The sequence below is a fragment of the Streptomyces sp. NBC_01618 genome, from assembly GCF_045209435.1.
Lineage (GTDB): Bacteria > Actinomycetota > Actinomycetes > Streptomycetales > Streptomycetaceae > Streptomyces.
On the sequence record NZ_CP109297.1, the window covers coordinates 2771159 to 2785580 of the forward strand.

A 14422-nucleotide genomic window follows, 5' to 3' on the forward strand; every position below is an offset into this window, starting at 1 on the left:
GACCTGCGCCGTACGGTTGAACGCCCGCCGTCGGTCGCATGAACACATAATGGAGAGCTTCCGGATGCAGCATGCCAGCACCGCGCCCATGGCACGCCCGCGGCCCCGTTGGTGGACCGAGCTGCCGCTGCTGGCGCTGGTGTACGCAGCCTACTCGGCGGGCCGACTGGTCGTGCGCGGCGATGTGTCCACGGCTGTCGACCACGGTCTGCGCATCCTGCACCTGGAGCAGACGCTCCACATCAACTTCGAGCACCCGCTCAACCGGCTGCTGACCGCCCACTCCTGGATAGGCATACCCGCCGACTTCGTGTACGCCACTCTGCACTACCTGGTCACCCCGGCCGTTCTGATCTGGCTCTTCCGCCATCGCCAGGCCCTGTACCGCGGTGCCCGCACCTGGCTGATGACCTCCACGCTGCTCGGCCTGATCGGCTTCACGCTGATGCCGACCTGCCCGCCCCGGCTGCTGGACGCCAGTCACGGCTTCGTCGACACGATGGCGCAGTACAGCTCGTACGGGTGGTGGGGCACCGAGGCGAGTGCCCCGCGCGGCATGGGCGGAATGACTAACCAGTACGCGGCGATGCCGAGCCTGCACGTCGGCTGGGCGCTCTGGTGCGGAATCCTGCTGTGGCGGCACGGGCGGCACCCGCTCGTCCGGGCCGCGGGCATCGCGTACCCCCTGGTCACCACGTTCGTGGTGATGGGCACGGCGAACCACTACTTCCTCGACGCGGTCGCGGGCGCCGCCGTGATGGGCGTCGGAGCCCTGCTCACCCGGCCGGTGCTGCGTCTCGCCGACCGGATCAGGGACGGGCTCAAAGCCCGCTCCCCGCGGTTCGCGGCAGGTGCGAAGTCCCCGGCTGTCAGTGCCGGATGCAAGACTTCGGCGGGTGAGCGAATCCCTGGCCAGCGGACCACCTCCGCAGATCCCACCGATGCCCCGGCACCGGCCGACGCAGACGCCCCGGCCGGCCGCGCACCCCGGGCCGACGCCGCTGCCCCCGCAGGCGCGGGAGGAGCGGGGGGCGACGCTCCGGCAGCGGCTCGCTGAGCTGCGCGGCCCGGCCGTTGCCCCGCGTCCGCTGGATGCCCGCGCGCTGGCCGCCCTCGCTGCCAACCCGGGCTGCCGGCGCCGCGCCCTGCTGGACGGCGCCGGGGTGGACAAGGCCGCGCTGGCCACGGCGCTCGGTTCGCCCGCCCCGTTCGGCCAGTCGCAGTTCGCTCTCGTCCGGGGCAACGCCTTCGAGGCCAAGGTCAAGGCCGACGGCGGTACGGAGCTGATGCGGCTGCTGTACGAGCACCTCGGCGGCGGCGCCGAGTCGCCGCGCGAGGTCCTGGTGCCCGATCTGATGGCGGCCGGTCCCGAGGGCCGCGCGGCGCGCACGGCGCTCGCGCTGCGGGAGGCGACCGAGGCGGGCGGCTGGGCGCTGCTGGACCACCCGATGCTGGCCCTGGAGGTGGCGGGCTCCCCCGCCTATCTGGAGCCGGACGCGGTGGTGGTGCACCCCGACGGCACGTGGACGGTCGTCGAGATCAAGTCCTTCCCCATGATCGACGGTTCGGCCGACGCGGCGAAGGTCGGTGCGGCGGCCCGGCAGTCCGCCGTCTACGTCCTGGCGCTGGAGCGGATCGCGGAGCTGACGGCGGGTGCGGAGGTCGGACACCGGGTGCTGCTGGTCTGCCCGAAGGACTTCTCCAATCTGCCCGCCGCCTCGGTCGTGGACGTGCGGAAGCAGCGTGCGGTCACCCGGCGCCAGCTGACCAGGCTGGCCCGGGTCGAGGACATCGCGGCGGCGCTGCCCGAGGGCACCACCTTCGATCCGGAGTGCCCCCGGGAGCAGCTCGACGCCGCGGTCGAGTCGGTCGGCGCGGCGTACGCCCCGGAGTGCCTGGCGGCGTGCGAGCTGGCCTTCCACTGCCGGGCGAAGGCCCGGGCGGCGGGCGCGGTGGAGGCGCTGGGGCGCAGTGTGCGCGGTGAGCTCGGCGGGCTGACGACCGTGGGGGCGGTGCTGGCCGCCGCCGCGGGCAAGGAGGGCGACCCGGCGGATCCGACGGTCGTGGCCCTGCGGCGGGCGGCCGCGCTGCGGGCCGAGGCGCTGGCGGGCGGTGCGGCATGTCGCTGATCAGCACCCTGGCCCGGCTGGAGGCCGTGGAGAGCGGCCGGGCGCAGCCGATGGCGACGGTCCTGCACCGCCATCTCACCGACCGGCCGCTCGTCCTCGTGCCGCTGACCACCGCCGGTGAGGCGGGCGCTCCGCTGGGCGCGCTCGTCGGGACGGACCGGGAGGCGCCCCGGCTGCTGACGGTGTCGCAGCCGCGCGACCGGGATCTGCGGTTCGCGTTCCTCGCGGAGCTGGCCGAGGCGGTGCTGCCGCACATCGAGGCGTACGAGGCTGTCGTCGAGCCCGCCGAGCGCAACGAGACCGATCCGGCGACCGGGAAGAAGGTCAAGGTCGAGGTCGAACTGTGCGCGGACGCACCGCAGTTGATCGTGCCGAGCCGGGCGGGCATCGAGTTCGTACGGCTGCTCGGCCGGTCCATGCGGTTCCGCCGCACCGCACAGGACGATCCCGACACCCCGTACCCCGCCCCGGCCCGCGTCCCGCTGCTGGGCCGCTGGCTGACGCACTACGGGGAGCGGGCCAGGGTGCCGGGCTCCTCGCTGCTGCTCGCCGCGACGGATCTGCTGAACCGGCACTGGGCGACCGGGCAGAGCAGCCTGGAGGATCAGCATCTGGGCGCGCTGCTGGCCTGGATCGACGCCCCGGCGGGCGCGTCCGGGGCGTCGGCGGCGCTCCGCGCGGAGCTGGACCGGGACGGGGCGGGCCAGTTGTTGTGCCCGCCGGCCGGTCCGGCGACCGACCCGGCGTTCGACAACCGGCTGCTGGCGCCCGCCATCGAGAAGTACGACCGGGCGCGCATCTCCCTCGCGGCGGCGCAGGACGGCCTGGCGGCCGATGCCCGGCTTGCCGAACTGACCGGCGCCGAGCGGGAGATCAGGGCGCTGCTGGCCGCCGTGACCCGGCCTACCTGGGACGCGGTGTGGCGGGGGCTCGATCTGCTGAGGGAGCTGCCCGAGGGGTCCCGGGCCGAGGACCGGTGGACCAGGGACCGCTGGTCGTTCACCGGCCACCGGGACCGGGTTCGCTCCGGTGAGCCGCCGCAGCCGCGCCGGGACGACGCGGTGACGGCGGCGCAGAAGCTGGCCGCGCGCGAGACGGCGCAGGCGCAGCTGGAGGCGCAGGAGGCGTTGGACGATCCGCTGGTGCTGGCCGGGCGGCGGCTGGCCGGTGAGGCGTTCGTCGGCGAGGTGACGGACGTGGTGATGGCGTACAGCGAGTCCAAGCGCCCGTCCCCCCGCCCGCTGGTCACCGTCCGCACGGACGAGCGCCCGCATCTCGGGGAACGCACCAAGGTGTACCGCTCGCTGGACGGCAGGCCGCAGACCGCCGAGTTCGTCCGGTACGCCGAGGAGCCGGCGGACGGCGGCGCGTCCGCGCTGGTGCTGCGGATCACCGACCGGATGGGCCGGAGCAAGGAGCCGGCCCCGGGTTCGGTGCCGGAGCCGGGCGACCGGATCGCCTGGACCCTGTTCGAGCACGACCAGCGCGGCGGTCCGAAGCTGCCGGACCCGGAGGAGACGCCATGGACCCATGGCGGACCGCCGGGCGCGGCCGGTGAACGCGCCGAGCATCCCGATCCGGTGACCGCGGAGGACCTTCTGTGACGGCCGTATTCGACCCGGGCGCCCAGGCCGCGCGGGCGACCGACGCGATCCTCGCCGACACGCTGAGCGGTACGTCGCGCGGCATCGTGGTGGACTCCCCGCCGGGCGCGGGCAAGTCGACGCTCGTGGTGCGCGCGGCGCTCGAACTCGCGGCGGCCGGGCACCCGTTGATGGTGGTCGCGCAGACCAACGCCCAGGTCGACGACCTGGTGGTGCGGCTGGCCGAGAAGGACCCGGGGCTGCCCGTCGGCCGCTTGCACAGCAATGACTCCGACCCGTACGACAAGGTGCTGGACGGCCTCGCCAACGTACGGAAGTCGGCCAAGGCGTCGGATCTCGCCGGACTCGACGTCGTCATCTCGACGGCCGCGAAGTGGGCGCACGTGAAGAACGTCGAGCCGTGGGGCCACGCGATCGTCGACGAGGCGTACCAGATGCGTTCGGACGCGCTGCTGGCCGTCGCGGGCCTCTTCGAGCGGGCGTTGTTCGTCGGCGATCCGGGCCAGTTGGACCCGTTCTCGATCGTCGGCGCCGACCAGTGGGCGGGGCTGTCGTACGACCCGTCCGCGAGCGCGGTCTCCACGCTGCTCGCGCACAATCCCGGGCTGCCACAGCACCGGCTTCCGGTGTCGTGGCGACTGCCCGCGTCGGCCGCGCCGCTCGTCTCGGACGCGTTCTATCCGTACACCCCGTTCCGTAGCGGTACGGACCACGGCGACCGGCGGCTGTCGTTCGGCACCCGGTCCGACGGCTCGGCGCCGGACCGGGTGCTGGACGAGGCCGCGGAGTCCGGCTGGGGCCTGCTGGAGCTCCCTGCCCGGCACACCCCGCGCACCGACCCGGAGGCGGTGCGGGCGGTGGCCCTGGTCGTCCGCCGGCTCCTCGACCGGGGCGGCGCGGCGACGAGCGAGCGCTCCCCCGATCCGGTCCCGGTGACGGCGGACCGGGTCGCGGTCGGCACCGCCCATCGCGACCAGGCGGCGGCGGTGCGGGCGGCGCTCGCGGAGCTGGGTGTGACGGGCGTGGCGGTGGACACGGCGAACCGGCTCCAGGGCCGCGAGTTCGATGTGACGGTGGTCCTGCACCCGCTGTCCGGCCGCCCGGACGCCACGGCGTTCCATCTGGAGACGGGCCGGCTGTGCGTCCTGGCCTCGCGCCACCGGCATGCGTGCATCGTGGTGTGCCGGGCGGGCGTCGCAGAGCTGCTGGACGAGCACCCGTCGACGGAGCCGGTACAGCTGGGGGTCACGGTGAAGTTCCCGGACGGCTGGGAGGCTAACCACGCACTGCTGGCGCATCTGGCCGAGCGCCGCGTGCGGTGGGGGGTTTGACGGCGCCCGCCGCAGGAACGCCGACAGCCCTCTTGCGCGGCGTTGGACAATGGAGGGTGGCCGTCGGGCCCACCGAAGGAGGAAACATCACATGGCACAACCCGAGCGGAACGAGCGGCAGCGGCTGCGCCCCGCGCCCCTGCTCTTCGAGCCGTCGGCGGCAGTCGCCGATCCCGAGCACTTCTTCGACCTGGAGTCGATGGAAGATCCGAAGGAGCTGCTGGCCCGCGGCACCGAGCTGACCCTGGCGTTCCGTGCCGCGACGGACCGCGCGGTCGAGTTCCAGGCCATCGCGGCCGCGCAGCTCGCCGATCCGCGCCGGTTCGACCGGCTGACGACCGCGGACATCGCGCAGCGTGCGGAGTGGACCGAGGACTACGCCAAGAAGATGGTCGAGTTCGGCCGGAGTCTGCTGGGCGGTTCCGCGCCCTGACGGCCGCACCGGCTTCCGCCGTAACCGCCGTAGGGTCCGTCGTCCCGCCTCCGGGTACCACCAGTGGCATATGCCCGAGCGCAAGATACTCCTCCCCACCCCGCCCTGTCCCGATTTCCGGCAACTCTCGGAATCCGCTTGATCACTCCCGGTAGACATGGGCGCATGAGCGCATGGCTGCCAGACGAAACGACCCTGCATCACGGCGACGACCCCCACCACGGCGCCGACCTCTTCGCTCTCCTGCGGGACCGGGCCGCGAACCAGTCGGCCCAGGTCACGGCGGCCGGTGCCGCCTGGCTCGCCCGCGCCACGGCCTATCCGCGCAGCACGCTGGCGCAGTGGCAGGCCCACCCCTCCTCGCCCGGGGTGCTGCCGTGCGGTTCGGCCTTCGACGTGGTGAACGTGCCCGCCCTCTTCGGCCGCCGGATACTGGAACACCTGTGGGTCGACGGCCCCGGCTCCGGCCCCGTCGCCACGCACCGCGGGCGGATGATGCTCTTCGCCTCCCCCGGCACCGCCCAGCGGCTGCCGTCGCTGCTCGACTGGGAGGAGTGGGGCGGCGGCCTCGAACCGCGGGCCGGCACGGACCCGCGAGGGCGGGACGGCGACGGCGCGAAGGTTCCGCCGCTGCTCTGCCACGGCACCGGGGACGCGGTGACCGTCCCCCCGCTGACCTGCACGTCCGCCTCCCCCGGGCCCCGCTGGGTGGTCGCGCCCGACACCCGTAGCCCCTGGCTGCCGGGCCCGGACGTACTGCTCTGGGCCTGTGTGCGGGTGACCAGGTCGGCGCCCTCGTCGGCGGCCCGGAATTCGATTTTTCCTCCCGCCGATCAGGGTGCTAATGTCTACGACGTCAGCAGGCGCCGCTAGCTCAGTTGGTTAGAGCAGCTGACTCTTAATCAGCGGGTCCGGGGTTCGAGTCCCTGGCGGCGCACAGACGGAAGAAGCCCTCTCGCGAAAGCGAGGGGGCTTTTTCGTGGTCGCGGAAGCCCGCGTTCTACGTTCCCGTCGTGATCCGGACCGTCCAGGCGCCCGACGGCGTCCGGTCGGCGACCTCGACCCTGGTGTGCGCGCCGGGGATGCTGAACGTCTCGCCGACCCGCATCGGGGCGTCCGCGAGCGGCGCGTACACGGACCGGTCCCAGCAGGCGTCGGTGCGGGGGTGGGTGTCGATGACCTCGACGGGGCCGCCGCCGGACGGGGTTCCATTGCGCACCCGGTAGAGCAGGACGCCCTCGGCGCAGGTCGTCCGGTCGTTGCCGGTGGCGCTGCGGGCCTCGATGGCCACGGCGCTGCCCTCGCCGGTCCTGATCACCGCGAGCCGGGTGCCGATGGACGCGCCGGGCACGGGCACGGCGGCCATCGACTCCAGAGTGATGTCCTGACTGCGCTGGACGCAGACCACCTGTCTGCGGTCCAGCCAGCCCAGCTTCCACTTGTGCCATCCGAAGAGTTCCGGCGCGAGGCCGAACTGGCTGCCCATCACGTCCCAGTCGCCGACGTAGGTGTCCCAGTCGCCCTTGCCGTCGGACGGCCGGTGGTAGAGGTCCGGCAGGTCGAAGACGTGTCCGGTCTCGTGGGCCAGCACGTTGTGGTCCGGCGGGTGCTGCTCGAAGACGGTGACGACGCGCCGGATGTCCGTACCGTCGGCGCGCACCGGCCGGTCGAAGTTGACGACCTTGGTGGCGTCGGAGTCGACCCCCGGGGCGTCCGGGTCGGCGACCAGGTAGACGATGCCGAACCGGGAGAAATCGACCTGCGGGTCGGCCGCGGTGATCGCGTCGCGGAGATAGGCACTGCGCCGCTCATTGTTCCAGTCCCGCTGTATTCCGTACCAGGCGGAGGCCTTGGGCATCTGGATCCACCGCCGCAGCGGGTGCGGTCGCAGGGTGAATTGTCCGTACGAGGCGCGCCGGAAGAACTGGGTGGTGGCGGGGAAGTAGTCGGCGGTGAGCTCCTTGGGGGTGGCGCCGGGGCGGTGGTCCGGGAAGGAAAGGAAGATCATGACCGCGTCGAGGGTGTGGACGGGGCGCGGGTAGGCGTCGTTCCACTCCTCCACTCCGAGCGAGTGGTGGACCTCGGTTCGGGGCAGCGCGCACGGACCCGCTTCGCCGGTGGCGGCCGCTGCGGGCCCGGCGACGAGGGAGGTGGCCGCGAGTGCCATCAGGGAGGTCGCCGCCGCGGCCACCCTGCGCAGGCTCGACCTCTCGGCTCCCCCGGCTCTGTGCAGACGCGGCACATCCACCTCCGGGTGCGAGCTGCGGTCACCCACTCACCCTGTGATGATTCGAGGCTTCCGTCCTGTTGAGCTGCCCCAGTCGAGTCAGCGACCCTCCGAGGCGCCCAGCCTCACGGACAGTCACAATCAATCACGTGAAGATCGCGAGAGAACGGAAGCACTCAGAAACGATCAGTCATGGGCAAAACGGATCGCCGGGGGACTGGCCCATGTGGGGCGAACGCGGGGCGTGGAGGGGGCGGGCGCTGGAACGGCCGACGCACCAGCCTCTATGCTTCACCAGGCTTTCCCGCGTGGATTCCGCCTCCCACAACGGCGCTCCACACGGCGGGCCAGTCCGGCCACACCTGTTCAGGACAGAACTGCACGGCGGGAGCGAACGGTGAGCGGAACCTCCGAAGGGCCGAGGCCCGCGGCGGTCACATCCCCCCACTCCGCAGGACCGTCGGCCACGGAGTGTAACCCTCCGTGGCCCGCTGCCGGGGCCCGGGGATCGGAGCCGTACGGCTATCGGGCCGCCTTCCGGGCCGCCACGCTCCCGATGGCCGTCGTCGACCACGAGGGACTGGTCCTCGCCGCCAACGATGCCCTCGGCGGGCTCCTCGGCTTCTCCGCCGCGGCACTGACCACGCAGTCGGCGGCCGATCTCCTCGACCTCGCGGCGGACGGCCGCACCTGGCACGCGTACCGCGAGGTGCTGCACGGCCGGCGCTCACGGTTCCGCTGCACCCGCAGGCTCAAGCACCCCGACGGGCGCGCGCTGTGGGCCGAGATCACCGTCGTGCCGATGCCCGAACCGGAGGCGGGCCGGGCCGACGCGCCGCGGCCCCGTTGCGGCCGGGTGCTGCTCTCCGTCGCGGACGTCAGCGACCGGCGTGAACTGCAGAAGCGGCTGCGCCACCTCCAGATGCACGATCCGGTGACCCGGCTGCCCAACCGGGCGCTGTTCTTCGAACGGCTCTCGGCCGTCCTGGAGACGCCGCCGTACCAGAACGGCGACGCCACCGGACAGGGCCGGATCGGGCTCTGCTATCTCGATCTCGACGGTTTCAAGGCCGTCAACGACACGATGGGCCACCGGATCGGCGACCGGCTGCTCGCCGCCGTCGCCGCACGGCTCACCGACTGCGCGGCCCAGGACCGCCCGCACCGTCCCGGCGCCCATCTCGTGGCGCGCCTGGGCGGCGACGAGTTCGCGATCCTGGTCGAGGACTCCACCGGTACGCAAGCGCTCACCGACCTCGCCCGCACGGTCCTCGCCGCGCTGCAGAAGCCCTTCGACCTGGACGGGCAACGGCTATCCGTCTCGGCCTCGATCGGGGTGGTGGAACGGGCCGTGGCCGACACCTCGGCGACCGGTCTGATGCAGGCCGCCGACACCACGCTGTACTGGGCGAAGGCGGACGGCAAGGCCCGCTGGACGGTCTTCGACCCGGAGCGCAACGCCCACCGGATGACCCGGCAGACGCTCTCCTCCCATCTGCGGCCCGCCGTCGAACGCGGCGAGTTCACCATCGAGTACCAGCCGCTGGTCGGCATGGCCGACGGAGTCGTACGCGGGGTGGAGGCCCTGGTCCGCTGGAACCACCCCCAGTTCGGCCTGCTCTCGCCGAATCGGTTCGTCGCGATCGCCGAGGAGGACGGCTCGATCGTCCAGCTCGGCCGGTGGGTGCTGCGCTCCGCGTGCCGCCAGGCCCGGCGCTGGCAGCTCGACCACCCGGCCGAGCCGCCGCTGTTCATCAGCGTCAATGTCGCCGTCCGGCAGGTCTGGGACTCCGACCTGGTCACCGATGTCGCGGAGATCCTCGCCGAGACCGGCCTCGACCCCGCTCTGCTGCAGCTGGAGCTGACCGAGTCGGCCGTGATGGGCTCGGCGGGCCGCCCGCTCAAGGCCCTCCAGTCGCTCAGCGACATGGGCGTCCGGATCGCCATCGACGACTTCGGGACCGGCTACTCGAACCTCGCCTACCTCAGCCGGCTGCCGGTCTCCGTACTGAAGCTGGACGGCTCGTTCGTACGCGGTTTCCGCTACGACGACGGCGACCGCCCGAGCCCCGCCGACGAGACGATCGTCGAGGCGATGGTGCACCTGGCGCACCGGCTGGGCCTGACCGTCACCGCGGAGTGCGTGGAGACGGCGGGCCAGGCCGAACGGCTGCGCAGGATCGGCTGCGACACCGGGCAGGGCTGGCTGTACTCGCGCGCGGTGGCCCCGGAGCGGATCGCCGAACTGATCGGCGGCCGGAAGCTGAACGCCTGACCCCGGGATTCCCGGCCCGGGGCCGGAAGGCCGGGGCCGGTGTCAGGCCGTCGGCAGCCCGTACGCGTCCGCGATCAGCTCGTAGCTGCGCAGCCTGGCCTCGCCGCCGTGGGCGTTGGCAGTGATCATCAGTTCGTCGGCGCCGGTGCGCTTGGCCAGGTCGTCGAGGCCCGTACGGACCTCGTCCGCCGTGCCGTGGACGATGTTGGCCAGCCAGCTGTCGACGAACTCGCGCTCCATGGGGCTGAAGGCGTATGCCTCCGCCTCCTCGGGTGTCGGGACGAGGCCGGGCCGGCCGGTGCGCAGGCGGACCATGGACAGGGCGCCGGAGAGCACCTGGCGGCGGGCCTCGCGCTCGTCGTCGGCGGCCAGGGCCGAGACGCCGATCAGGGCGTACGGGGCGTCGAGCACCGCGGACGGCCGGAACGACTCCCGGTACAGGTCGAGGGCCGGCACGGTGTTCTGGGCCGAGAAGTGGTGGGCGAAGGCGAACGGCAGGCCGAGTACGCCGGCCAGCCGGGCGCTGAAGCCGGAGGAGCCGAGCAGCCAGATCGGCGGGCGGGCCGCCGACTGGACGCCGCCCTCGGCGGTGGCCTGGACCGGGCCGGGGACCGCGTGGATACGGGCGTAGGGGTGACCGTCGGGGAAGTCGTCGTCCAGGAACCGGGTCAGCTCGGCGAGCTGCTGCGGGAAATCTTCGGCGCCTTCGCCCAGCCGGTCCGTGCGGCGCAGGGCGGCCGCCGTCGCGCCGTCGGTGCCTGGGGCGCGCCCGAGGCCGAGGTCGATGCGGCCGGGGGCCATGGCCTCAAGGGTGCCGAACTGTTCGGCGATGACGAGCGGCGCGTGGTTGGGCAGCATCACGCCGCCGGAGCCGAGCCGGATGCGTTCGGTGTGCGCGGCGAGGTGGGCCAGGATCACGGCCGGCGAGGAGGAGGCGACGCCCGGCATCGAGTGGTGTTCGGCGACCCAGTAGCGGTGGAATCCGCGGCGCTCGGCGAGCCGTGCGATGTCCACGCTCGTGCGCAGCGCCTGGGTGACGGTGCGGCCCTGGCCCACGGTCACCAGGTCCAGCACGGAGAGCGGAACGGTGGCCGTCCCCTCCGCCTTGCCTCGGATCTCGTCGGCTCGGATCTCGTCGCCTCGGATCTCGTCGGCTCGAATCTCGTCGGCTCGAATCTCGTCCACGTCCTGGCCCTCTCCGGTGATGCGCATGCGTGCGGCACGTACGTCCGGAACAGCTGAACAGGAGGTGGTCTCCGGTTATTCCCCCCAGCGGCCGGGGCGTCCCTTCTTTCCGCTCCGTGCCCACGCCCGGCCCTCGCCCCACTTGGCCACCGGGGCCGGGGGTGCCTCGCGCTCGGCGAAGATCTTGCCGAGCCTCGGGGACCAGGCCCGGCGGTCCGCCAGCCGCAGCCCTTCCCGGACCGTCACCTGGTTTCCGGTGAGGACGGGCTTGCCGAGGAGTGCCTCCAGTTCCGCCAGGTGCGTGACGGTGTGCAGGGCCGTGTCGGGCAGCAGCATCACCTCCGCCTCCGGGCGGTCCGCGGCCCGGACGAGTTCCCGCACCTTGTCCGGGCCCCAGGCGGCGGCCTCGGCGGCGGAGCCCAGGCGGGCGGCGTGGGTGGCGACGACCTCGATCCCCGCGGAGTGCAGGAAGGCCGCGAACAGCGCGGCGATGTCCTCGGGGTAGGTCGCGGCGACCGCGACGCGGGTGGCGCCCAGCTCCCGCAGCGCGTGGACGAAGCCGAACGAGGTGCTGGAGGCGGGCACTCCGGCCGCCCGGGCCAGGGCGGCGGTCTGTTCGTGGGCGCCCTTCCACCCGTACAGGAAGCTGCCGCTGCCGCTCGTCCAGACGACGGACTCGACACCGGCGCGCTGCAGCTCCGGCACCCCGGCGGCCAGCCGTTCGGGCACGCCGGTGCGCGTCAGCGCGTCGATCTCGTAGACGTCCTCGTCGATGCCGGTGTGGTTCACGACCAGCCTGACGGCGTCGAGCAGGATCTCCATCCGCGGGAAGTCGTCCTCCGCGAAGTGGCGGCCCGGGTAGAGAAAGCCGAGGGTCGTCATGTCCACCCTTCCTGTTCCGGCGGATGCGCTGTTCCTGCGGGTGCCCTGATCCTGCGTATGTCCTGATCCTGCGGGTGCACTGTTCCCGCGGGCGCCCGTTTCGCCCCGTCCCTCCCCAGTATTGCCCCATACGCCGCCGACTCCCCGGCGACCTGTTGACGAAGGCGGGCACGGGTGCGAGCGTGGTCGGGTCGCACATCCCAGACGCAGCGGAGCGCCCGTCTCTCATGTCAGAGCCCACCCTGCTCGTCCTGGACACCGACCCGTCGCCGCGCCTCGGCCGGCTGACCGGCCGGGCCACCGTCCGGTACACCGACGAGGCCGGGCTCGCCGCGCGGCTCCCCGAAGCCGACGTGCTACTGGTGTGGGACTTCACCTCCGACGCGGTACGGGCCGCCTGGCCCGGTGCCGGGCCGCGCCCGGCGTGGGTGCATACGGCGAGCGCGGGCGTGGACCGGCTGCTCTGCCCGGAGCTGGCGGCCTCCGACACGGTGCTGACCAACGCGCGGGGCATCTTCGAGCGGCCGATCGCCGAGTACGTGACGGGCCTGGTGCTGGCGTTCGCCAAGGATCTCCCCGGCACACTGGAGCTCCAGCACCGGCGGCTGTGGCGACACCGGGAGAGCACCCGGGTGGCGGGCAGTCGCGCGGTGGTCGTCGGCGCGGGCCCGATCGGGCGGGAGATCACCCGGCTGCTGATCGCCCTCGGTGTCGAAGTGGCGCTCGTGGGGCGCAGGGCGCGGCGCACGGTCCACGGCGTGGCGGATCTGGACCGGCTGGCCGCCATGGCGGACTGGGTGATCTGCGCGGCGCCGCTGACGGAGTCGACGCGCGCCATGTTCGACGCGCGGTTCTTCGGGCTGATGCAGCCGTCGGCCCGCTTCATCAATGTGGGGCGGGGCCCGCTGGTCGTCGAGGACGATCTGGTCGCCGCACTGCGCAAGCGCTGGATCGCGGGCGCGGCACTCGATGTCTTCGAGCAGGAGCCACTCGGGCCGCAGAGCCCGCTCTGGGACGTACCGGATCTGATCGTGTCACCGCACATGAGCGGCGACACGGTGGGCTGGCGGGACCGGCTGGGCGAGCAGTTCGTGGAGATGTTCGAACTCTGGGCGGCCGGGGCACCGTTGCCGAACGTGGTGGACAAACAGCGCGGCTACGCACCCGTCCGGGAGCCGGACGAGTGATCTCAACCGGGCGGGGGCGCCGGGGACTTCATCCCCCCGTACCGGACATCTCCTCCATATAACGGTCGGTCATGGGCCGCTCCGCGCCCGGGAATACGCGCTGCGCACCCGCCGTCGCACTCCGCCCACAATCGGACACGGGAAGGTCACCTTCCGGACACCGTTCGATCACAGGGGGCCGCTTCCTGCATAGACGTACGGGATCGGGCAGGCGCATCCCCTGTCCGGACTGTTCGACCCTTCCAGGAGATTGCGAACCATGGCTGACTTCCCGAACCTGTCCCGCCGGGGCTTTCTCAACCGATCGGCGGCCGTGGGCGGCCTGCTCGTCGTTCCCGGGCTGCTCTCCGCGTGCAGCAGGACCGACGCCGGTTCCGCGGACGGTGCGGGGGCGCTCGACAAGCTCCGCAAGCAGGGATTCGTCCGGGTCGCGTACGCCAACGAGGCCCCGTACGGCTATCTGGAGGGCAAGGAGCTCAAGGGCGAGGCGCCCACGCTGCACCGGGAGATCTTCAAGGCGCTCGGTGTCGACGAGCTGAAGCCCACGCTCTCCGAGTGGGACGGTCTGGTCCCCGGACTGCAGGCCGGGAAGTACGACGTGGTCAGCGCTGGTATGGCCATCACGCCGGAGCGCTGCGCGAACGCCGTCTTCTCCGAGCCCGAGTTCATCTCGCCCACCGCGCTGATGGTGAAGAAGGGCAACCCGAGGAAGGTCACCGACCTGGCGTCCGCGAAGGCCGCCGGGATCACCGTCGGCGTGATGTCGGGCGCCGTCGAGGGCAAGTACGCCGAGGGCGCGGGCATTTCCAAGGACAGGATCAAGACCCTGCAGAAGCCGCAGGACGGCGCCGACGCGGTCAAGGGCGGCCGGGTCGACGCGTTCCTGCTCACCGGTATCTCGCTGCGCTGGCTGGCGAAGACGAACCCCGACACCGAGGTCACCGAGGCCTTCCTGCCGGAGCTCGACGGCACGAAGCAGTACAGCCCCGGCGGCGCCGTCTTCCGCAAGGGCAACGAGGACCTGCGGGACGCCTTCAACCGCGAGCTGAAGAAGATCGTCTCGGACAAGTCGCGCTATGTGGGCCTGCTCCAGGAGTACGGCTTCGGGGCCACCGAGCTCCCGCCGGCCACCCTGAAGACGGCCGACCTGTGCAAGGGCTGACGGGGAC

Annotated in this window: 12 protein-coding genes and 1 tRNA gene; 10 read left to right on the forward strand and 3 right to left on the reverse strand. The window is 72.6% G+C overall.

Annotation, left to right across the window (positions count from 1 at the left end):
* The first annotated feature begins 64 nt into the window (after positions 1-64).
* The 7 genes from OH735_RS12985 (at position 65) to OH735_RS13015 (ending at position 6434) form a co-directional block, all read left to right on the forward strand.
* Positions 65-1057 carry a phosphatase PAP2 family protein gene (locus OH735_RS12985; RefSeq protein WP_406381629.1) on the forward strand — a complete coding sequence of 331 codons (993 nt, stop codon included), beginning with the start codon at positions 65-67 and terminating at the stop codon, positions 1055-1057.
* Positions 942-2129 carry a hypothetical protein gene (locus OH735_RS12990; protein WP_406381630.1) on the forward strand — a complete coding sequence of 396 codons (1188 nt, stop codon included), beginning with the start codon at positions 942-944 and terminating at the stop codon, positions 2127-2129. The genes OH735_RS12985 and OH735_RS12990 overlap by 116 nt, the downstream gene beginning before the upstream one ends.
* The gene (locus OH735_RS12995) at positions 2120-3733 is read left to right on the forward strand and encodes a hypothetical protein (protein WP_406381631.1); all 1614 of its coding nucleotides are present in this window, start codon (positions 2120-2122) and stop codon (positions 3731-3733) included. Before OH735_RS12990 ends, OH735_RS12995 begins: the two co-directional genes overlap by 10 nt.
* Positions 3730-5064, forward strand: a complete 1335-nt coding sequence (locus OH735_RS13000; protein ID WP_406381632.1) for an AAA domain-containing protein — start codon at positions 3730-3732, stop codon at positions 5062-5064. The genes OH735_RS12995 and OH735_RS13000 overlap by 4 nt, the downstream gene beginning before the upstream one ends.
* A 91-nt stretch (positions 5065-5155) precedes the next feature.
* Positions 5156-5497: a hypothetical protein gene (locus OH735_RS13005; RefSeq protein ID WP_406381633.1), complete on the forward strand. Its 342-nt coding sequence runs from the start codon at positions 5156-5158 to the stop codon at positions 5495-5497.
* Between the two features lie 165 nt (positions 5498-5662).
* Positions 5663-6370 (forward strand): bifunctional DNA primase/polymerase, encoded by a 708-nt coding sequence (locus OH735_RS13010; RefSeq protein WP_406381634.1) that lies wholly within the window; start codon positions 5663-5665, stop codon positions 6368-6370.
* Positions 6361-6434: transfer RNA gene (locus OH735_RS13015), tRNA-Lys, on the forward strand. Before OH735_RS13010 ends, OH735_RS13015 begins: the two co-directional genes overlap by 10 nt.
* A 63-nt stretch (positions 6435-6497) precedes the next feature.
* On the opposite strand, the gene OH735_RS13020 is transcribed toward OH735_RS13015, so the two are convergent.
* On the reverse strand, positions 6498-7664 hold the full coding sequence (locus OH735_RS13020; RefSeq protein WP_406386544.1) for a M6 family metalloprotease domain-containing protein: 1167 nt from the start codon (positions 7662-7664) through the stop codon (positions 6498-6500).
* 457 nt (positions 7665-8121) lie between these two features.
* Between OH735_RS13020 and OH735_RS13025 the strand changes: the two genes are divergently transcribed.
* Complete coding sequence (locus tag OH735_RS13025; protein ID WP_406381636.1) at positions 8122-9999, forward strand: putative bifunctional diguanylate cyclase/phosphodiesterase; 1878 nt, start codon at positions 8122-8124, stop codon at positions 9997-9999.
* A 42-nt stretch (positions 10000-10041) separates the two neighbouring features.
* Here the strand turns inward: OH735_RS13025 and OH735_RS13030 are convergent, their stop codons facing one another.
* Positions 10042-11211, reverse strand: coding sequence for an LLM class flavin-dependent oxidoreductase (locus tag OH735_RS13030; protein WP_406381637.1), 1170 nt, complete (start codon positions 11209-11211; stop codon positions 10042-10044).
* Positions 11212-11259: 48 nt separating this feature from the next.
* The gene (locus tag OH735_RS13035) at positions 11260-12066 is read right to left on the reverse strand and encodes a decarboxylase (RefSeq protein ID WP_406381638.1); all 807 of its coding nucleotides are present in this window, start codon (positions 12064-12066) and stop codon (positions 11260-11262) included.
* 227 nt (positions 12067-12293) lie between these two features.
* Here OH735_RS13035 and OH735_RS13040 point away from each other — a divergent pair, with 227 nt between their 5' ends.
* Both OH735_RS13040 and ehuB read left to right on the forward strand, forming a co-directional pair.
* Positions 12294-13253, forward strand: a complete 960-nt coding sequence (locus tag OH735_RS13040; RefSeq protein WP_406381639.1) for a D-2-hydroxyacid dehydrogenase — start codon at positions 12294-12296, stop codon at positions 13251-13253.
* Between the two features lie 259 nt (positions 13254-13512).
* A complete protein-coding gene (ehuB, locus tag OH735_RS13045; protein WP_406381641.1) occupies positions 13513-14415 on the forward strand; it encodes an ectoine/hydroxyectoine ABC transporter substrate-binding protein EhuB in 903 nt (300 codons plus the stop codon).
* Positions 14416-14422 lie beyond the last annotated feature (7 nt).